This is a genomic window from Nostoc sp., assembly GCF_036917635.1.
Lineage (GTDB): Bacteria > Cyanobacteriota > Cyanobacteriia > Cyanobacteriales > Nostocaceae > Nostoc.
This window is the reverse complement of sequence record NZ_JBALCW010000043.1, coordinates 21,968-41,844: the sequence shown is the minus strand read 5'-3', so window position 1 is coordinate 41,844 and position 19,877 is coordinate 21,968. Positions and strand designations below refer to the sequence as shown.

The window sequence follows — 19,877 nt, the reverse complement described above, 5'->3', positions numbered from 1 at the left end:
CACTGCAACCATTGTCAATAACCTCATTTTTATCTCTGATCGAAGCTCGTCCTTTATTATCAACTAGTAAAACTGCATTTTTGAGACAGTTTATGTTGGTATAGCAGTTAAATATTACCAAAAATTAGGAGTCAATATGTCCCTAGCATCTCATATCATATCTTCTTCTTCAGGGCTAACTAAGTCAGACATACAAAGTCTTTTAGTGCTTTTGTATAAATTAGTAAAATTTAGTAAAGCATCATTGCAATATATGCAATATGAATATAACTATGATTATATCCCTCCTCTAGCTATGACAGGCGCTCTACCATTGCCAGTCATTAAAGTAGAACTCCCAGCTCAAGAGTTACCTAATTTAAAATGGGTACTTTCAGTAACTCAAAAACTAACGCTGATTTTGGTAAATGATACTGTCAGTAGCTTTTCAAGTTTCTTTGATCGCAGCGTATCTTACGGATTGGATGATGATGACCAAAGCAATAACTCAGTCCTCAATACTAAAGTCCAAGCTTTAGAAGATATCGAGCAAAAAATTAAACATGCTGAAAGTAGTAAAGAGTTAGAAAAGATTGCTTTGGATCTGGCATCAATTACTCAAGACATTACCGACGAAATTGTTGCTAATAATCCGTCTAACGATGTTTCCTTTGCAATTGGAGAAATCTCTGACTTTGATAGACAGATTATGGCTGTTGATGAGGAATTTGACTCGCATTATTTTCATGATAATGTAGGAGATGTAGATTTTGCAGCATCATCTAACGTAGAAGACTCAATCACAGACTGGTTAAGTTCTGCTTTCAAGAAAATCATTAACTCTGATGCAAAATTGTTGGAGTTAGAAAATACTCAACCCTCGTCTATAGAAGTAGATTTTTCTATAGAGGCATCTGCAAATAAGCCAAGTCTTGAAGATTATAATAAATTATTTAGAAAAATTCCTCTTCCAGAAATTAGTTCTAGGTTTCAAGAAGATTTGGTTTTTGCCTATATGCAGGTTGCTGGCCCAAATCCACTGATGCTTCAAAAGGTATCAGAACAGGAAGAATTTTTACAAATTACCAACGAACAATACCAGCAAATAGTTGATACGTCGGACTCCCTTGAAGCTGCTAAGAGAGAAGGTCGGCTTTATAAAGCTGATTATTCTAAGTTAAAAAACATGGAAAATGGGACTTTTCCTAAACAACAAAAGTATATCTATTCGCCTTTAGCATTGTTTGCAGTACCACCATCTAGTAGCCCATCCCGGTCTTTAGTACCAGTGGCTATTCAGTGTCAGCCGGAACATGCAATATTCACACCTCTAAATGGTGAGAACTGGGCGATCGCTAAAAGCATTGTGCAAATGGCCGATAGCAATTACCATGAACTAATTAGTCACCTTGGCCGCACTCACTTATTTATTGAACCTTTTGTAATTGCTACTAAGCGGCGATTACCAGCAAACCACCATTTAAGAATTTTGCTGGAACCTCACTTTGAGGGAACTATATTAATCAATTACGGCGCTCATAAAATTTTGGTTGCCGATGGTCGTGAAGTAGATGCGATTTTAGCTAGTACAATTGAAAGCGATCGCCAGCTAACTGTTGAAGGTGCCCAAGATTATTTGCATCATTTCAACGATGCCATGTTTCCCAACATTTTAGCGAGTCACGGTGTTGATAATACTTTTGAACTACCTGAATATCCTTACCGAGATGATGGACTGTTGATTTGGAATGCTATTCATAAATGGGTGAATGCCTATTTGAGCAGTTATTATACCAGTGAGCCACAGCTACTAGCAGACCAAGCTTTACAAAATTGGGCGAAGGAATTAATTTCCGAACAAGGAGGTCGCCTCAAGAATTTTGGTGAAGATGCGAATGGTACAATTAAGACGCTAGATTATCTAATTGATGCTGTTTGCACGATCATTTTTACTGCTAGCGCCCAACACGCTGCGGTTAATTTTCCGCAAGGCGAACTCATGACCTATACACCTGCTTTTCCTCTAGCCACTTACTCTCCAGCACCCACAAATCTTAACGAACCAGGCGATTTGATGAGTATCCTACCTCCTTTAGACCAAGCTAAAACTCAACTTAAGGTAACTTATTTGCTTGGCTCGGTCTACTATACCCAGTTAGGGCAATACTCCAACTCATACTTTAAATCCAAGCCACAATTGAGTTCGGCTCTGCTTACTTTTCAAAATGAACTGAAAGGAATTGAAAAAGAAATTAATCAGAAGAATCGTACAAGGATAATGCCTTACAAGTTCTTGCTACCTTCCCAAATTCCACAAAGTATCAATATCTAGTAGTATGTCAAGCTCCTGCAAGAGGTTTTGTAGTAAGCACTTTAGTGATTAGAAAATGAATTTAAGGACTAAAGTCCTTACTACGAACTTACTTACTTGTAGAACTAATTTACACCCCGCAGCTTGCGAGTGTTATCAACTAAACTCTGAGCAAATTGATCAAATCTTTGCGAAAGTTTTTCATCTACCAGCTTGCCTTCAGGACTGAAAGCACCCCAAGCTTGTCCGATGGCAATTTGTTCTGGAATCACCCAACCATGCACCCATCGGACAATTAGCCGTAGGTCATTTAAAGCATTACTATTAGACTGACCACCTAATACGCTGATTAATCCTGTCACTTTATCAGACAGTTGCTCAAAACTCATCAAATCTAGAGCATTTTTTAGCACACCACTAACCCCACCATGATACTCAGGTGTCGCTAAAATTAACCCATCGGCACGGCTGACTGTATCTTGCAATCGCTGAACATCTGGGTATTCTGCATACTCCTTGGCACCAGTGCAAAACGGTAGCTGCAACTGCCGTAAATCGAGAATTTCTACCTCTGCACCCACAGCTTCAACCCTTTGCACTGCTATTTGTAAAGCAAGCTGAGTATAGGAGTTGGGTCTTAAACTCCCACCTATGCCAACAATTCTTACCATAATTAACCCACAAACTATTAACTAACTACTATCACCAGGTTTTTTGAAAAGCGAAATCGTTATGACTATGCTTATTTTAGCGATTTGTGTCGGAATGTGTCAAATTAATATCTACATGGGGACACGAAACTTGGGAATGGTTTTGTGTGGAAGTTAGACTAGATAAGAAAAGTGTAATTTCCAGTTATTACAATTTTTGGTAGAAGAATAGGCATAAAACCATAGCTCAACTTGTGCCAGCAGACAAAGGGTAATTATTATGACAAATTTGGGAAAAAAAGCATTGATAAAAAGACAGTCGTCAAAGCGTGGTGCTTGGGTTGGTGCGCTCGCAGCTAGTTTGATTATGTTACCAGGAATTTTCGGGAGTACTCCCGTTTTGGCACAAAAGGCAGAAAGCACCTCTTTAAATTATGGCGACTTGATCAAGAAAGCGAAGGCGGGAGAAATCCAAAAAGTAGAGCTTGACGAAACTGAACAGCTAGCAAAGGTTTATCTCAAAGGGCAAAAGGCTGATACACCACCGCAACAGGTGAGACTTCTGGCACAAAACACAGAGTTAATTAACATCCTCAAAGATAAGAATGTTGATTTTGGTGAAGTTTCCTCTGCTAATAGTCGAGCTGCTGTTGGATTGTTGCTCAATCTCATGTGGATTTTGCCACTGGTAGCTTTAATGCTATTGTTCCTGCGTCGCTCGACTAATGCTTCTAGCCAAGCGATGAATTTCGGTAAATCCAAAGCTCGCTTCCAAATGGAGGCAAAAACTGGTGTAAAATTTGAAGATGTAGCTGGGGTTGAAGAAGCTAAAGAAGACCTCGAAGAAGTTGTTACTTTTCTGAAACAGCCGGAAAGATTTACCGCAGTAGGCGCACGTATTCCCAAAGGAGTGTTGTTAATTGGCCCTCCCGGTACTGGTAAAACTTTACTAGCAAAAGCGATCGCAGGTGAAGCAGGTGTACCATTTTTCAGTATTTCCGGTTCAGAATTCGTAGAAATGTTTGTTGGTGTAGGTGCATCTCGCGTGCGCGACCTCTTCAAGAAAGCCAAAGAGAATGCCCCTTGTCTAATATTTATCGATGAAATTGACGCAGTAGGTAGACAACGGGGCGCTGGTATCGGTGGCGGTAACGACGAGCGCGAACAAACTCTCAACCAACTGCTCACGGAAATGGATGGTTTTGAAGGTAACACAGGTATTATTATTATTGCTGCCACTAACCGCCCAGATGTTTTAGATACAGCGTTACTCAGACCGGGACGCTTTGACAGACAAGTGATGGTCGATCCACCGGATCTCAAAGGACGACTGGAAATTTTGAAAGTCCACGCGCGCAATAAGAAAATTGATCCTAGCGTATCATTAGAAGCGATCGCTCGTCGCACTCCTGGTTTTACTGGCGCAGACTTAGCCAACTTACTCAACGAAGCTGCGATTCTCACGGCTAGGAGGCGCAAAGAAGCTGTCACCCTTTTAGAAATTGATGCTGCTGTGGATAGAGTCGTTGCAGGTATGGAAGGTACCGCCTTAGTAGACAGCAAGAGCAAGCGGTTGATTGCCTATCATGAAGTTGGACATGCTTTAGTTGGCACATTCCTCAAAGACCATGACCCTGTGCAAAAAGTTACCCTCATCCCACGGGGACAAGCACTGGGATTAACTTGGTTTACTCCCAACGAAGAACAGGGGTTAATTTCCCGTTCCCAACTCAAAGCCAGGATTACTGCTACTTTGGGTGGTCGCGCCGCCGAGGAAATTGTTTTTGGTAAGCCAGAAGTGACCACAGGTGCAGGCAATGACCTGCAACAAGTTACAGGAATGGCGCGGCAGATGGTGACACGCTTCGGGATGTCAGAATTAGGTCCATTGTCACTAGAAAATCAAAGTGGAGAGGTATTTTTGGGACGTGACTGGATGAATAAATCAGACTATTCTGAGGAAATTGCCGCCAAAATTGATTCACAAGTCCGCGAAATTGTCAACAATTGCTACATCAGAGCCAAAGAACTGTTGCAACTCAACCGCATAGTTTTAGAGCGTTTGGTAGATTTGTTAGTAGAACAGGAAACAATTGAAGGTGATGCATTCCGCAAAATTGTTACTGACAATATCCAGGTAGCCGATGCACAAGTGGCTGTACCTCATTAGGCAATAAAATACATCCCTACTACACTGTGGCGGAAGTTTGCCTAACTTTAACAACAGGATTTACGCTGTGCTGTACTAGTGAAAATCCAAAAATTCAGATTCCCGACTCTTTTAAAAAAGTCGGGAATTTTCTTGAACAAAAGTCACAAGTGCGATCGCAAACTGTCTCTATGAGAATTGCTTGGCGTGGACAGCATCAATTCTCGCTAATTACTGCTGTAACTCAACCTGGTATTGGAATAACAAAAAGTTTTAAGATGTAATCATGCCAAATAATTGCTTTTTTGGATGAAATGGTTGCAGGTTATAATCAGAAAGGATTACAACTCTCTTGCTAATAACAGTATATGAAGTTTAATGTAATACTCGATCGTGATGAAGATGGGGTTTGGATTGTCGAGTGTCCCAGTATACCTGGTTGTGTTAGTCAAGGTCAGACAAGAGAAGAAGCCCTAGAAAGTATCAAGGACGCGATCGCAGGTTGTCTTCAAGTTCGTGCAGAACTTGGTTTACCGCTGACTGTGGAGACTCATCAAGTAGAGGTTACAGCGTAATCATGACATCTGCCCTTCCGGTTCTCAGTGGGCGTGAAGTTGTCCGTGTGTTTGAATCGTTTGGTTGGGAATTTGCACGTCAAAGTGCTAGTCACATCATCCTGGTTAAGAAAGGTGAAACAGTAACCTTATCTGTTCTAGATCATCGAGAGGTGGCAAAAGGAACATTGCGTAGTCTTATCCGTACTGCTGGACTTACAGTGAATGAATTCATTGCCGCTATCTAATTGCGTAGTCAGCTACTTTAGATAAATCAGCAAATTCAATCCCCGTATTGTGGTAAAAAGTGTCCACAAAACCAGCGTAATGTAAATTAAACCCAAACTCCATTGATACCGAGGAAGTGCAGAGATGATATCTGGTAGGTGTTCGTCTTGCAGGCGAATATTGTTAAATCCTAATTTAAGGGACTGACAAATAAAAAAATGTTCCAAAACTGACGCAAAAACTCTCTCTATTTCTTCTCTCTGCGTTCTCTGTGCGGCAGTCGCTCATGGGGGAAACCCCCAAGACCGCGCTGCCTTGTCTCTGTGGTTCGTTTATTGGAATAATTTATTTCTTGTCAGTCCCTAAGTAGGTTGTTGAGGCTAAAATCATAGTAATAAGGGACTTCCAAATAAAAAAATACTCAACTATTTCTTGTGGGGTGGGCCGAAAAGCCCGCCCATATACAAGGGCGGGCGAGACGCCCACCCCACAAGATTGGGTAATTTATTTGTTGGAAGTCCCTAATGTCACTACCAACAGCGATCGCACAATCAGGCATCATTTACCTATAAACTGAGTTGAGCAATTTCCCAAGCTTTTTGGTAGAGTATTCTAGAAAATCGAGATCACGAGAATAGGCGTTCGCCTTTGGCGTTGGCTGTGCCATCGCTCATCGCAATTGCCAGTTTATTGCTCAAAATCTAGAACGCAGTTGCTATGATAAAACGCCTGCTTGTGGTAGAGTCTCCCGGAAAAGTCAAAAAACTCAGTCAAATTCTGGGTTCGGATTGGAAAGTTTTAGCTAGTTGTGGCCATATCCGAGAACTCAGCAATGAAGGAGACGATTCCTTGGGCTTCGTGATGGACGGCAGTAATGTCCGGTGTAATTACGTCCCGCGTGACCAACGAGCAAAGGAAACAATCCAGAAACTCAAGTCTGCGGTGAGGCAGGTTGATGAAGTTGTTTTAGCAACTGACCCAGACCGGGAAGGTGAAACAATCGCTTGGCATCTCAAAGAAACGCTGGGTTTAAGGGAGCCGAAACGAGTAATTTATACTGAGATTACAGCATCGGCGGTACAGAGTGCGATCGCTAATCCTAGAAAGCTAGACCAAAACTTAATCGGTGCTGGGCTGTGCCGAGATTGCCTAGACAAGCTGGTAGGTTATAAAGGTAGCCCTTTAGTTTGGGCATTGAATAACGGTGCTAAGAGTGTTGGCAGAGTCCAAAGCGCGACGTTGCACTTAATTTGTCAGCGAGAAAACGAAATTCTGGCTTTTGTCCCCCAAGATTACTGGAGTGTCTGGGTAGATTATGCTGAAGGATTTCGGGCTTTTTACAAAGGGACGGTCGATTCTGCAAAAGATGCAGCAGAGCAAGAAACTGAAGCTCATGATGACGCGAAGGTAGGTAATAGTCCAGAAACGCCAGAGTCTAAGCGCGTTCTTTCCGAAGCAGAGGCTACACGTTTAGTTGAAGAAGCACAGCGACATCCGCATCAGGTGATTCATTTTGAAGGAAAAATTGTTAACCGCCAGCCACCTCCACCATTTACAACTTCCAGTCTTCAGCAAGCAGCTGGTTCAAAGCTGAGGTTTGCTCCTGATAAAACCATGATTGTAGCCCAAAAGCTTTATGAGGCAGGGTTGATTACATATATGCGAACAGACTCAGTAATGCTGAGTCCAGAATTTTGTGCCAGCGCCCGTCAATGGTTAGAGCAAAATGACCCGCAGAATGTACCACAGCAAGTCGCCAAGCATCGTAGTAGCAAATCTGCTCAAGAAGCACATGAGGCGATTCGTCCAACTGATGTGTTTCGTCCCTCAGTTCAATTGCGCTTAGAACTTCCTGATGATGAGTTTAATTTGTATGTGATGATCTGGAAACGGTCAATTGCTTCTCAGTGTCGGGCTGCCCAATTGCGTAAAACTCAGGTGATTACTCGGTCTGGCTCCATACTGTGGTCAGCTAGAGGGCAAGTGATTGAATTTTACGGTTATGCTCGCTACTGGAATAATCTCAGCAAGGATAGTGTTTTACCTTCATTACAACAGGGACAGGCGCTGAAACTGGAGAATGCTGGACACGAAAAGAAGCAAACGCAGCCACCACCCCGTTATAGCGAACCCAAATTGGTGCAACTAATGGAACGTAAAGGAATTGGTCGCCCAAGTACCTATGCTCCTACTGTTGCTACTTTAAAAAAACGAAATTATGTTGAGTTGAAAAAAGATCATTTGCAACCAACAGCATTAGGGTTAGAAGTTGATGCGTTTTTGCTCAAAGCACTCCCTGATTTACTAGAGGCAGAATTTACAGCGAAAATGGAAGATGCTCTTGATGCAATTTCTGAAGGAAAAAACTCTTGGCAGCATTATTTAACTAGCTGGAATCAGAATTACTTTATACCAGCACTTTCCAAAGCTAAAACTGTAGTTGCGAGTTCCTCAATAGGTAAAGCTAATGTGGTAAATGAACGCAAATATGAAACTTCCAAAACTCGATGCCCTGAATGCAAAAATTTTCTCGCCAAAATTCCGAGTAGTAAAGTTAAAAAGAAATATTTCCTCAAATGCACAAAAGGCTGTGAAAATGTCGTGTTGTTTTGGAGCGACTTTAACAAAACTTGGCAGCCACCACAAACTAAAACAGTCCAAGCTGAAAATCAACAAAAATCTCCTGTGAAGATGACAGCATATCCCTGCCCAGTATGTAAGAAACCTCTAGAAGAATACAGTTATATCAAAGAGGGGCAGAGTAAGACAATGTTGCGATGTTCTGACCCACAATCCCGTAAGGATACCAAACATAAAGATGTAGCTTATTTCAGTACCCAAAAAGGGTGGTGGAGTCCTAAGTTTGGGGAAATATCAAAAACTTAACTACCAAGTTTGATACCCTGTTGCTTAAGTAGATTTATCAACAAATTTTTAAATATACCACTTAGGATACCAATAAGAGGAGTAGGTACTGTTAGGAGATATCGACGGAAAGTTTTGATATCGAAGGGCCAAACAGGTAACTCATCGGTCATAGTGTATAAAGTGCGTAGCTGCTGAATTTTTTCAGATTTTTTCTTGAAAGCTTCTGTGTCTTCAGCCAGACTAGTATAAATCCCTGAATAATCTGCTCGGAACTGCCGAGCAATTTTATCTAAAGACTTTTCTTTAGCTCTTTTCATACCGCTATTTGCTGCCAACAATGGCCCAAAAAAACATCCCATTGATATAAAAATATACAATGGAATTACCAGATGAACAAACCAGAATCCTTTTCCGACATTTTCGGTAATCACTTGATACTCAATCACACCAATCAATATACCCAAAACAGCAACTAAATAGGCAGTTTTAAGCGAGTAATCACTTAGACATCGAAGACCACCACAGCGATCGGGATGAAGAGGATTGATATCAAGATCCTTGTTTCCTAAAATTCGATAGAAAATCCAAATATTTGTAATCAAATTAATGACAAGTATACTACCCATATATACAACTGCAAATGTGGCGATCGTAATGGTCAGTCTTGGCAGAAAACTAGAGCTAGTCCAACTATCTTCTAATCTAGGTCTAATGATAAAAACAATAGTGCTGAAAAAGAGAGCGCTGGCAAGTGCAGAAACTTTGCGCCATTTTTGAGAATAGAGGTTAAGAACAAATTGATCAATCTGAAAAAAGTCAATTTCTAATACGTCAGATTTTTCAAGCTCTTGAATTACTTTATCGATCGCTTGAAAACTCCACAAGTAATATCCCAATATTGTTGGATTAATGAAAAGTCCTACTAGCCAGGGAATCCAGTCTTTAAATAACCCCATCTGTCCCTGCTTAGACCACAGCGTATTACTTATCCATGCAGTAAACAAATAAACTACAGTAGCGGTAATTGCTGCCAACAACCCAAAAGTTAGAGGAGAAAGACGAAATTTTTCAATTACTAAATAGGCAACAGGATCAAATCGGTGAAGGTTTCGTTTGTGCGAAATGTCGTTTATCATTCTTTCTTTAACAATGAGTCAGGTAAATAAGCTGTTCTGCATTTAATTTGTATAATTAGGGCGGGCAAGATGCCCACCCCACAAGAGTTTTATTTTATTTGATTATTCAATTTAGATGATTTTCAGCTTAACACCATAGATATTTAGGAGTAAATGTGCCAATTTTGGCAAAATATAGTAACAAATCGGGTGAGCCAAAAAAGCTTACTCCATAACCTTTTTTAATTCTTAATTTAAAATTCTACGTAGCGACACTAAGTACTTATAAACACTAGCTGAACTTAGCCGCAAGTTCTGCAGGGTTCATCTGCTCGTAATGTTCAAAGGGTTGGTGAATCCAGGGGTTTTCAGCTAAGTAATGAACATAATAATCGGGTTTTAGAACAGAACAGGCTTTATACCAAAGTACGGCAGTGCGAATTTCCTCAATGGGGGAATGATTATTTTGCTTGAGCCAAGGTATAGTTTGTTCCAGTGTGATGCCAGAGTCTACTAAGTCATCCACTAGGAGAATACGCGAACCTAATTTTTCGCTGGTCATTGTCAAGTGCTGGGAGAAAATTAAATTACTTCTTTCTTGCTTACCAATGCCACTGTAAGATGAGGTTGCTAAAATTGCCAGTGGTTGCTGGTATATACGGGAGAGAATATCTCCTACTCGTAGTCCTCCTCTGGCAAGACAGATAATTTGGTTGAATTCCCAACCGGATTGATAAATCTGGATAGCCAGTTGTTCAATTTTTTGGTGATAATCTGACCAAGAAACATAAAGGTCTGGCATAAGTCTAACGGGAGTGGTAAATAGCTAATATTGAAGGCGATTGCAGATTTTTTATTTTACTATGAGTGCAAAGTTTTATGAATGATTCTACTGCTGATGACCATGCCCAACGAGATATTCTCAATAAAAAACTCGATTTGAAAACAAAGCTGGCTTACGGTGCAGGGGATTTAGGGCCAGCAATTACTGCAAACATCTCTGTCTTTTATCTACTAATTTTCTTTACCAATGTCGCTGGTATCCCTGCGGGTTTAGCTGGCACTATTTTGATGATTGGCAAAATCTGGGATGGGATAAATGATCCGCTTGTTGGGTTCCTGACTGATAAAACGAAATCTCGGCGTTGGGGCCGTCGTCTTCCTTGGATGTTTTATGGAGCAATCCCTTTTGGGATTTTCTTTTTTTTGCAGTGGATTGTACCGCGATTTAGTGCAAATCAGAGTGAGAATATTTGGCCTCTGTTCTGGTATTACGTAGCGATTGGGATTCTATCTCAGTCCTTTTACACGGTTGTGAATTTGCCTTATACGGCGATGACTCCAGAACTAACTCAAGATTACGACGAACGCACCAGCCTTAACAGCTATCGCTTTACATTTTCTATTGGTGGCAGCATTCTGTCATTGATTTTAGCGCTAATTATTTTTATCAAAATTAGCGATCGCCAACAAGCATATCTCGTTTTAGCAGCAGTTTGTACTGTAATTTCAATTTTAGGATTATATTGGTGCGTTTTTGGAGTCCGCGATCGCATCCTGGCTTTTGAGGCTAAACGCATCCTAGCCGAAGAACCTGCATCTCTCCCCTTCGGCGAACAGCTAAAAATTGTCTTCAGCAACCGACCTTTTTTATTTGTTATTGGTATATATCTTTTTTCTTGGCTAGGTGTGCAGATTACAGCTAGCATTATTCCCTATTTTGTAGTCAATTGTATGAGACTTAAAGAATCAGATGTGCCTACAGTGCTGATTGCAGTCCAAGCAACTGCCCTGCTGATGCTATTTGTCTGGGGGGCGCTGAGTAAAAAAATCGGGAAAAAAATTGTTTATTTTCTGGGAATGAGTTTGTGGATAATAGCCGCCGCAGGGCTATTTTTCTTAAAACCTGGTCAAATAGTTTTGATGTATGTGATGGCTATCATGGCTGGTATTGGTGTCTCCACAGCTTATCTAATTCCCTGGTCCATGATTCCAGATGTGATTGAATTAGATGAACTGCAAACTGGACAACGCAGAGAAGGCATTTTTTATGGCTTTATGGTTTTGCTACAAAAATTTGGTTTAGCTTTCGGGCTGTTTTTGGTGGGAAATGCTTTGCAAGTAGCCGGTTTCAAAGAATCTGTAGCCGGAAGTCCACTACCCATCCAACCTGAATCTGCACTGTTTGCGATTCGCATTGCTGTTGGGCCTATACCTACAGTTTGTTTGATTTGTGGCTTAATTTTAACGTATTTTTACCCAATTACGCGCGAGATGCACGCAGAAATTATGCTGAAACTCAAAGAACGGCAAGCGAAGAGAGGGAGTTAAAGTAGTAGGGGGAGCAGGGGAGGCAGGGGAGGCAGGGGAGGCAGGGGAGGCAGGGGGAGCAGGGGAGGCAGGGGAGGTACTTGTATTTGCGATCGCAAACTGACTTAACCTAAATATATGCCTTTGGCAGAGGTAAATTCAAACGCTCTGGGATGTGGGTAAAGTATTACGACTGCAAGGTATTTTGCCTAACCTAGTATATTAACTTGTGCTTCATTTGTGACTAGCGATCGCTTTTAGGGAAAAGCTTTAATATTGTGAGTATTAAATCTGCATCAAGACAGGAATTACCGACACGATTTTCTCAGCTTCATTTACTCTAATCTGCGCTAACCCAAATTGTTCAATTACTGCTGCATTCGTCGTCAAATGTCTACTCACCTCAGCCACCCGGTAATGACTTTCGTGTGAAGCTAAAGCAGCTGGTAATAATAACTGATCTGCTAAGTGTTCATCCACTGCTGCGCCAGTGTGATGAAACTCAAGTAGTTGCTGACAAGCAATTTCTGCAACTGTCTCCGCCGACAACCGTAATCGCCCAAATCCACCAAAGCCAGTCAAGCTGTTTTCATACTCAGCAGTTAAAAAAATACCCGCCCCAGGTGCTATACCTCTTTCTCGCAAGGCGTGTATAGTAACTTTTAAATGGGCTGACCGTAACAAACTCTCGGCACGATTCGCCATTCGTTGGGGAATATGCGAAGGCAATTCCGTTACCACTGCTAGCCCTCGCACCTGTTGTAAGTTTCCCCGTTCTAACAAGTTGATCCCATTGAGTTTACCACCGCCAGTCACCTGTAACTCTACCTCTCCGCCACCTTTAGGAAACCACCCCCAAGCGCCTAACTTGACTTGGGCTTCTACACCCATGCGTTGCAATATTGGTAAATAAACTTGCTCAATGTACGTTACTGTCGGGCTAAAATTTACATGAGTTCCACCCTTTAGTGTTACTTGGGAATTGCCAGATGCTAGTGCCAGAGGTAAGAGAATTGTCTGTAAAACTAGAGCGATCGCACCCGCAGAACCACCAACTTGTGCTTTACTAACATCAAAGGTATAAGTTCCAGCTTGCACAGCACTACCTGGGATGAATTCCAGCAGCATTGAACCCAAAGCATCACCCTGTAGTTGGGCATTACAAATTCTCGCCGCAGCCCGAACTGCTGTTAAGTGTTGTGCTGCTAATCCTGGTTTTTTGCGTCCAGCGCGAATGCCTGAAATTCGTATGGGTTCGCCAGTGATAGCCGCTAGACTTAAGGAAGTCCGAAGAACTTGTCCGCCTCCCTCTCCGTAGGAACCGTCAATTTCAATCATGGGCGATTATTGGGATGTGGGATTTTGGGTTATCCCCACGGGTGTTGAAATCAAACCACAAATTATAAACGCCTAATAGCTAGCTTTTTGAAGCGAAGTTACACAAATATACAGAAAAAATTTTGATATGTGTTTTTTGTAGTTTGCTAATTTTGAATTTGGAATTGAAGAACCTTGCTTTTACCGGGATTCATCAACCGATATGGATCAACTATTTCCTTAAATTTTAACAGCTCAGGATCAATAACTTTTCTGCCGCCGTCTTCTTTTTAACGCAGAGGAACGCAAAGGTTTACGCAGAGTAACGCAGAGAATTAACTCCTCTGCGTCCCTTTGCGCTTCCCTCTGCGTCCCTTTGCGTTTGAAAATCTTAATTCTCATGTTTCACAGCACTTTCATGCCACTTACTTAATATAAAGTCAGATAAGGCACTCAAGCCGACAAAAATTAATACACCCAACCCAGTTGTGAGAAATAATGCTGCAAACATCCGAGGAATTTGTAAGTTGTAGCTAGAAATTAAAATCCGGTAAGCAATGCCAGATTTTGCCCCGCCAGTACCCGCGACAAATTCCGCAACCACTGCGCCAATTAATGCTAAACCACCGCTAATTTTTAAACCACCTAAAAAATAGGGCATAGCGCTGGGTAAACGGAGATACAGCAGAGTTTGCCAGCGAGAAGCTTTGTAAAGTTGAAATAGGTTGAGCAAGTTCCGGTCAACGCTGTTGAGTCCTAGTGTAGTGTTAGATACGATGGGGAAAAAGGCGACAATCCAGGCACAAACTACTAAAGCGGCGAAGGTGTTATTTTTTAACCAGAGAATGATTAAGGGTGCGATCGCAACTATAGGAGTTGTTTGTAAAATTACTGCATAGGGAAATAAACTGCGTTCAATCCATTTACTTTGGGTAAACAAAATCGCCATTAGTAAACCAGAAATAGCGGCAGCAATAAAAGCAACGACTGTGATTTGCAGTGTAATTAATAGTGATGGAAAAAGCTCGCTCCAGTCAGTAATTAAAGTTTTAAATACTAATAAAGGTCCAGGGAGGATATAAGGAGGTAAATGTGTTATCCGCACAAATATATCCCATAATAATAATGCTATAATACCAACTCCCATCGGTGCCCAAACGTCAGCAGAAAAAAACTTGCTCGATGTCTTTTGTGATTGGGTACGACGGATAAATAGCATATTAGTTCAAAATTTTAAATTGGGGCAAAGCTCATAGCTTTAGCTAGATGCTGAGAAATTTCACGGCAATATTGGTTATACACCAATGATGTGCGAAAGTCATCGTCACGGGGGTAGGGAACATCAATTTTTACATCTGCTACAATCCTTCCCGGACTTGTCCCCATAACTACCACGCGATTTGATAAGTACACTGCTTCGTAAATATTGTGAGTAACAAAAACCACCGTCCAGCGCTGTTGAAGCCACAAATCGAGTAAATCACCATTGAGTTTGCTACGAGTAATTTCATCTAATGCGCCAAATGGTTCATCCATCAACAGGACATTTGGCTGAGTAACTAATGCCCTAGCGATTGATACCCGCATCTTCATCCCACCTGATAACTGGCGGGGATAGTTCTCTTCAAAACCTTTTAATCCTACCAGTTCTAATGTCTGCTGTACTAATTTTTGGCTATATTTTTTAGACATTCTGGACAATTTTAGGGGTAGGCGTATATTCTCCCTGACATTTGCCCAAGGCATGAGTGCGGCATCTTGGAAAACAAAAGCCAGTTTTCTTGCTTGCTGAGTTATACCCCAATCAATATTACCAGAACTCGCGCGTCCCAATCCGGCAATCAGACGCAGGACTGTACTTTTACCGCACCCGGAGGGGCCAACTAAACTAACAAATTGCGACTCTGGAATTGCTAAATTCAGGTCTTGCAGGGCAACAGTGCCATTGGTGTAGACCTTGCTAATCTGATTGAGCGTAATAATGGGACAGTTACTCATTCAAAAAATCTGGAGAATAGCAAGCGATCGCTCACGTCTTGTAATAGCTTACTCCTTTATTCACAAATTGCAAGGTGAAGGCATCTTTGTAATTAGTGTTCGCATCAAAAACACCTGTTTTAACCAAGTTGTCGAAAAACGATTGCCAGCGTTCTTCTTTCATCGCACCAATACCCAATTCTTGAGCATCACCTCCAGTGATTATGGCGTTTTCTTTAAGCTTCTCAAGGCTAAAGTTTAACTGCTCATCAGTAATGTCTGGATTGTCTTTCTTAATCAAGGTATTACCTGGAATTGGTTCCTCAAGGTAGCTATACCAACCTTTAATTGAGGCATCAACAAATCTCTGTACTAAATCTGGGTTTTTTTCTACCAGCTTTTTTGTGGTTTCAATCGTAAAAGCATAGGCATTGTAACCATAATCTGCTAATAATATCACTTGTGGTTCCAACCCTCCTTTCTTTTTAATCTCGAAGGGTTCAGCTGTTAAAAGACCTTGTTGAATAATATTTTTATCTTTCAGAAATGGTTGAACATCAAAGTTATAAGGGCGCTTTTGGTCGTCTGTAAAACCGTACTTTGCCTTTAAAAATGGCCAGTATGTAGCTTCGCCACCAGAACCAACAAGAATCTGTTTTCCTTTAAGTTTTTCCAGGGAGTCGTTACCCGTACCGGGGTGAGTGATTAAAACTTGAGGATCTTTTTGGAAAATAGCGGCCACTGTAATTATGGGAACGTTATCTCTGGAAGCTCCAATCGCATCACCAGCATGTCCCATGATTAAATCAACAGATCCCCCCATTAACAATAAGGTGTAATTACCCCTTGGCCCACCTGGTTTGATGGTGACATCTAATCCATGATCTTTATAAATACCTGTCGCTACAGCCTGGTAGAAACCGCCATACTCTGCTTCCGCCACCCAGTGAATGCTAAAAGTGATTTTATCTAGTTTGGTATCAGACCTGGAGTTAGAAACAGAAGTTACTGGTGATGTTTTGCTACCGTTTGTACAAGCTGCTAATATTCCACTACTTACTGCAATTGAGCCATATTTAATGAATTTACGGCGATTGATGCCACAGATTCCATTTCCAGAGTCATCTAGCTGACTCATTTAATACCTCTCATTTTTACTGAAATAGAGTATTGAAATATACTCTAAATTGTTGGTGGAATTATAGTATAAGATTATCATAACCGCCAAGGTTTTATTTCCATATTTGGCTCAGGTGGGTGAGAATTTGCTTAAAAATATAATCACCTAATCATCTGGAAATAATATGTAAAAAAAATTATATGAAAAAACAATGAGCTTCTGCATTAATCCTCACTGCCCAAACCCGCAAAATCAGAACTCTACGTTATTTTGTCAGAGTTGTGGTTCGGAATTGTTACTTGAAGGGCGCTATCGAGTAGTAAGTGTACTGGGCGGTGGTGGCTTTGGGAAGACTTACGAGGTAATTGAACGCAGTGGTACAACAAAAGTTTTGAAGATTCTGCTACACAGTAACCCCAAGGCGGTATCGCTGTTTCAGCAAGAAGCTCAAGTCTTAAGTCAGCTGGATAATCCCGGAATTCCCAAGGGGAAAGGATACTTTAGCTTTTTGCCCCAAAACAGTCAGGAGCCTCTGCACTGTCTAATCATGGAGAAAATCGAGGGACTAAATCTTGAACAATACTTGCAACAGCGCAATTTCCGCCCGATCGATCAAGAGTTAGCACTCTTGTGGCTGCTGGAATTATTTACCATTCTACATGAGGTGCATCAGCAAAACTTTTTCCATCGGGATATTAAGCCGTCCAACATTATGCTTAAAGGCGATGGACAACTGGTATTAATTGACTTTGGGGCGGTGCGAGAAGTCACACAGACTTATATGCTAAAACAAGCTGCTGGACAGGTAACAGGTATAAATTCCCCTGGTTTCACACCGCCAGAGCAACTTAATGGTCAGGCAGTTTTAACATCAGATTTTTTTGCCATAGGTCGCACCTTTGTCTATTTACTGACAGGCAAAATACCAACCGATCAAGATATTTATGATATCAATACTGATGAGGTGCGATGGCGTAATTATGCTTCTGGTATTTCGCCATTGTTAGGAGATTTAATTGATGATTTGATTAAGCGATCGCCTAGTCAACGTCCTCAAAGCACCAATGTAATTTTACAACGGTTAGCGGAAATTGAACGAGCATTGAAAAGACAACCCAATCGAGGCTCGATCAAAAATTCCTCAAAACCCAAAATAGGTTCACAGATCCGCCGTCGCTTTGGCTTGAGTGTCGGTAATACATCTCCTTTGGTGATGGTAATTGGTGGAGCAATTGCCGCTAGTGCAGTAATTTTATTCATAATTCCGTATCTTATGCGCTCCGACTGGTTTTCTTTGATAAAATCTAGTCCAGCCGAAGAATGGGCAAAAAATCTGGCTTTAGTGAATACGCTAACTGGTCACTCTGACGCGATTTCATCCGTAGCGATCGCACCTGATGGACAAACTATCGCCAGTGCTAGCCATGATCGAACAATCAAGTTATGGAATCTGCAAACAGGCAAACTAATCCGCACTATTTACGGACATTCACTACCAGTTTTATCAGTTGCAATCAGCCCTGATAGTCAAAACCTGGCTAGCGGTAGCCTGGATGAGACAATTAAGCAATGGAATCTTAGTAACGGTCAACAAATTCGCAGCATCAAGGCAGATGGTTATGTAGCTTGGAATAATGCCATAGCTATCAGCCCCGATAATCAGTTCATTGCCACTGGCAGTACAGATAAGACAATTCGGTTATGGAATTTTGCCACCGGTCAACGGCTACGTACCCTTTATGGGCATTCACTGCCAGTTTTATCGGTAGCCATCAGTCCCAATGGGCAGACCCTTGCCAGTGGTAGTACAGACAAAAGCATCCGCTTATGGAATCTCGCCACCGGACAACAACTTCACACCCTCTTTGGGCATACAAGTTGGGTGACTTGCCTCGCCATCAGCCCCGATAATCAGATCGTTGTCAGTGGCAGTCTTGACAAGACAATTAAGTTGTGGAACGTAAACACTGGTGAATTACTCCGCACCTTATCAGGGCATTCGTACTCAGTTTTAGCAGTTGCGATCAGTCCCGATGGTCAGATTCTCGCCAGTGGTAGTTTAGATGGGGAAATTCGCCTGTGGAATCTGGAGACGGGAAAACTTGTCCACACAATTTCTGGACATACCAAGCAAGTTGTATCCCTTGCCATCAGCCAGGATAGACAGACACTTGTCAGTGGTAGTGCAGACGACACAATCAAGATTTGGCGATCGCCCTAAGTCTTTTGATAAGATGCTACTCCTTTATTGACAAATTGCAAGGTAAATGCATCTTTATAATTAACGTTGGCTTTATAAATCCCAACATTAACCATACTCTCAAAGAATGATTTCCATCGTTCCTCACTCATCGCTCCAATACCTTGTTTTTCTGCTGTGCCAGAAACGATAATTCCATATTCTTTCAGCTTTTGAATACCATAATTAATTTGCTCATCCGTCATTTCTGGATTCTCTTTTTTAATCAGCTGATTACCTGGTTGGGGATTTTTTAAGTAGCTATACCAACCTTTAATTGACGCATCAACAAATCGCTGCACTAAATCGGGATTTTTTTCTACTAGTTCTTTTTTTGTTTCAATAGTAGTTGCATAGGTTTGATAACCATAATCTGCTAATAAAAATACTACGGGCTTAAACCCGCCCTGCTTTTCGATAGCGAAGGGTTCAGATGTGATATAACCTTGCTGCACTGAGTTTTTGTCAGTTAAAAAGGGAGCAGGATTAAAATTGTAAGGGCGTTTCTGATCGTCGGTAAAACCATACTTAGCTTTCAGAACAGGCCAATAGGTAATGTTAGCAGAAGCAGAGACATAAATTGGTTTGCCTTTGAGGTCGGTAAGGGTTTTAATTGCTGGGTTGGGATGGGCGATGAGACACTGGGGATCTTTCTGGAAGATTGCTGCAACAGTAATTTTGGGAATACCTTGTGCTATGGCATTCACGGCATCGATGCCATAACCCATAAAAAAGTCTACCGCACCCCCCATCAACAATTGAGTCCCACTGGGAACCTGCGGGCCACCCATTTTGATAGTTACATCTAAACCATAGTCTTTGTAAATACCAGTGGCGATCGCCTGGTAAAATCCGCCGTGTTCTGCTTCTGCTATCCAGTTTGTGCCAAATGTAACTTTATCCAACCGAGAATTGCTTTTTTGAGGTTGGTTGCTGTTAGTACAACCAGCAATGAAGCTACTACCAATCCAGATAGAACCGCATTGAATAAAATTCCGGCGGCTAAGGCGATTAATTGCTGTTGATGAGGATAATGACGGATTCATAAAACAGTATGATG

Annotated in this window: 16 protein-coding genes; 8 read left to right on the top strand and 8 right to left on the bottom strand. The window is 41.5% G+C overall.

The genetic code is table 11. The annotated features are described in order from the left end of the window. Window positions 1-136: 136 nt before the first annotated feature. Window positions 137-2,311 carry a lipoxygenase family protein gene (locus V7K32_RS12130; RefSeq protein WP_334993447.1) on the top strand — a complete coding sequence of 725 codons (2,175 nt, stop codon included), beginning with the start codon at window positions 137-139 and terminating at the stop codon, window positions 2,309-2,311. A gap of 104 nt (window positions 2,312-2,415) precedes the next feature. Here V7K32_RS12130 and V7K32_RS12125 read toward each other — a convergent pair whose 3' ends face one another. Continuing rightward, entirely contained in the window at window positions 2,416-2,961 is a 546-nt protein-coding gene (locus V7K32_RS12125) for an NADPH-dependent FMN reductase (protein WP_334993445.1), read from the bottom strand. A gap of 259 nt (window positions 2,962-3,220) precedes the next feature. Here V7K32_RS12125 and ftsH point away from each other — a divergent pair, with 259 nt between their 5' ends. The 5 genes from ftsH (at window position 3,221) to topA (ending at window position 8,757) form a co-directional block, all read left to right on the top strand. After that, window positions 3,221-5,110, top strand: coding sequence for an ATP-dependent zinc metalloprotease FtsH (gene ftsH, locus V7K32_RS12120; RefSeq protein WP_334993443.1), 1,890 nt, complete (start codon window positions 3,221-3,223; stop codon window positions 5,108-5,110). A gap of 26 nt (window positions 5,111-5,136) precedes the next feature. After that, complete coding sequence (locus tag V7K32_RS12115; RefSeq protein ID WP_334993441.1) at window positions 5,137-5,373, top strand: hypothetical protein; 237 nt, start codon at window positions 5,137-5,139, stop codon at window positions 5,371-5,373. An 84-nt stretch (window positions 5,374-5,457) separates the two neighbouring features. Beyond that, window positions 5,458-5,664 (top strand): type II toxin-antitoxin system HicB family antitoxin, encoded by a 207-nt coding sequence (locus V7K32_RS12110; protein WP_334883700.1) that lies wholly within the window; start codon window positions 5,458-5,460, stop codon window positions 5,662-5,664. Between the two features lie 2 nt (window positions 5,665-5,666). Then, window positions 5,667-5,891: a type II toxin-antitoxin system HicA family toxin gene (locus tag V7K32_RS12105; protein ID WP_334993439.1), complete on the top strand. Its 225-nt coding sequence runs from the start codon at window positions 5,667-5,669 to the stop codon at window positions 5,889-5,891. A gap of 697 nt (window positions 5,892-6,588) precedes the next feature. Continuing rightward, window positions 6,589-8,757 carry a type I DNA topoisomerase gene (topA, locus tag V7K32_RS12100; RefSeq protein ID WP_334993437.1) on the top strand — a complete coding sequence of 723 codons (2,169 nt, stop codon included), beginning with the start codon at window positions 6,589-6,591 and terminating at the stop codon, window positions 8,755-8,757. On the opposite strand, the gene V7K32_RS12095 is transcribed toward topA, so the two are convergent. Beyond that, window positions 8,754-9,875 carry a hypothetical protein gene (locus V7K32_RS12095; protein WP_334993435.1) on the bottom strand — a complete coding sequence of 374 codons (1,122 nt, stop codon included), beginning with the start codon at window positions 9,873-9,875 and terminating at the stop codon, window positions 8,754-8,756. The genes topA and V7K32_RS12095 overlap by 4 nt on opposite strands. A gap of 271 nt (window positions 9,876-10,146) precedes the next feature. Further along, window positions 10,147-10,656, bottom strand: a complete 510-nt coding sequence (locus tag V7K32_RS12090) for a phosphoribosyltransferase (protein ID WP_334993433.1) — start codon at window positions 10,654-10,656, stop codon at window positions 10,147-10,149. Between the two features lie 77 nt (window positions 10,657-10,733). On the opposite strand from V7K32_RS12090, the gene V7K32_RS12085 reads away from it, so the two are divergent. Then, entirely contained in the window at window positions 10,734-12,185 is a 1,452-nt protein-coding gene (locus tag V7K32_RS12085) for an MFS transporter (RefSeq protein ID WP_334993431.1), read from the top strand. Between the two features lie 264 nt (window positions 12,186-12,449). Here the strand turns inward: V7K32_RS12085 and rtcA are convergent, their stop codons facing one another. The 4 genes from rtcA to V7K32_RS12065 all read right to left on the bottom strand — a co-directional run bounded on the left by rtcA (window position 12,450) and on the right by V7K32_RS12065 (window position 16,596). Next, window positions 12,450-13,502, bottom strand: coding sequence for an RNA 3'-terminal phosphate cyclase (rtcA, locus tag V7K32_RS12080; RefSeq protein ID WP_334993429.1), 1,053 nt, complete (start codon window positions 13,500-13,502; stop codon window positions 12,450-12,452). A gap of 370 nt (window positions 13,503-13,872) precedes the next feature. Next, complete coding sequence (locus tag V7K32_RS12075) at window positions 13,873-14,586, bottom strand: ABC transporter permease (protein ID WP_334993427.1); 714 nt, start codon at window positions 14,584-14,586, stop codon at window positions 13,873-13,875. A 128-nt stretch (window positions 14,587-14,714) separates the two neighbouring features. Further along, on the bottom strand, window positions 14,715-15,479 hold the full coding sequence (locus V7K32_RS12070; RefSeq protein ID WP_334993426.1) for an ABC transporter ATP-binding protein: 765 nt from the start codon (window positions 15,477-15,479) through the stop codon (window positions 14,715-14,717). Between the two features lie 31 nt (window positions 15,480-15,510). Further along, entirely contained in the window at window positions 15,511-16,596 is a 1,086-nt protein-coding gene (locus V7K32_RS12065) for an ABC transporter substrate-binding protein (protein ID WP_334993424.1), read from the bottom strand. A gap of 193 nt (window positions 16,597-16,789) precedes the next feature. Here V7K32_RS12065 and V7K32_RS12060 point away from each other — a divergent pair, with 193 nt between their 5' ends. After that, a complete protein-coding gene (locus V7K32_RS12060) occupies window positions 16,790-18,799 on the top strand; it encodes a serine/threonine-protein kinase (RefSeq protein WP_334993422.1) in 2,010 nt (669 codons plus the stop codon). Here V7K32_RS12060 and V7K32_RS12055 read toward each other — a convergent pair. Then, window positions 18,796-19,863, bottom strand: a complete 1,068-nt coding sequence (locus V7K32_RS12055; RefSeq protein ID WP_334993420.1) for an ABC transporter substrate-binding protein — start codon at window positions 19,861-19,863, stop codon at window positions 18,796-18,798. The two genes, V7K32_RS12060 and V7K32_RS12055, sit on opposite strands and share 4 nt — an antisense overlap. Window positions 19,864-19,877: the final 14 nt, after the last annotated feature.

Bases quoted from the DNA above. Each gene is read 5' to 3' on its own strand.
- V7K32_RS12085 (WP_334993431.1), top strand. From the start codon at position 10,734: ATGAATGATTCTACTGCTGATGACCATGCCCAACGAGATATTCTCAAT.
- V7K32_RS12110 (WP_334883700.1), top strand. From the start codon at position 5,458: ATGAAGTTTAATGTAATACTCGATCGTGATGAAGATGGGGTTTGGATT.
- V7K32_RS12055 (WP_334993420.1), bottom strand. From the start codon at position 19,863: ATGAATCCGTCATTATCCTCATCAACAGCAATTAATCGCCTTAGCCGC.
- V7K32_RS12060 (WP_334993422.1), top strand. From the start codon at position 16,790: ATGAGCTTCTGCATTAATCCTCACTGCCCAAACCCGCAAAATCAGAAC.
- V7K32_RS12090 (WP_334993433.1), bottom strand. From the start codon at position 10,656: ATGCCAGACCTTTATGTTTCTTGGTCAGATTATCACCAAAAAATTGAA.
- V7K32_RS12095 (WP_334993435.1), bottom strand. From the start codon at position 9,875: ATGATAAACGACATTTCGCACAAACGAAACCTTCACCGATTTGATCCT.
- rtcA (WP_334993429.1), bottom strand. From the start codon at position 13,502: ATGATTGAAATTGACGGTTCCTACGGAGAGGGAGGCGGACAAGTTCTT.
- topA (WP_334993437.1), top strand. From the start codon at position 6,589: ATGATAAAACGCCTGCTTGTGGTAGAGTCTCCCGGAAAAGTCAAAAAA.
- V7K32_RS12105 (WP_334993439.1), top strand. From the start codon at position 5,667: ATGACATCTGCCCTTCCGGTTCTCAGTGGGCGTGAAGTTGTCCGTGTG.
- V7K32_RS12130 (WP_334993447.1), top strand. From the start codon at position 137: ATGTCCCTAGCATCTCATATCATATCTTCTTCTTCAGGGCTAACTAAG.
- V7K32_RS12125 (WP_334993445.1), bottom strand. From the start codon at position 2,961: ATGGTAAGAATTGTTGGCATAGGTGGGAGTTTAAGACCCAACTCCTAT.
- V7K32_RS12070 (WP_334993426.1), bottom strand. From the start codon at position 15,479: ATGAGTAACTGTCCCATTATTACGCTCAATCAGATTAGCAAGGTCTAC.
- ftsH (WP_334993443.1), top strand. From the start codon at position 3,221: ATGACAAATTTGGGAAAAAAAGCATTGATAAAAAGACAGTCGTCAAAG.
- V7K32_RS12065 (WP_334993424.1), bottom strand. From the start codon at position 16,596: ATGAGTCAGCTAGATGACTCTGGAAATGGAATCTGTGGCATCAATCGC.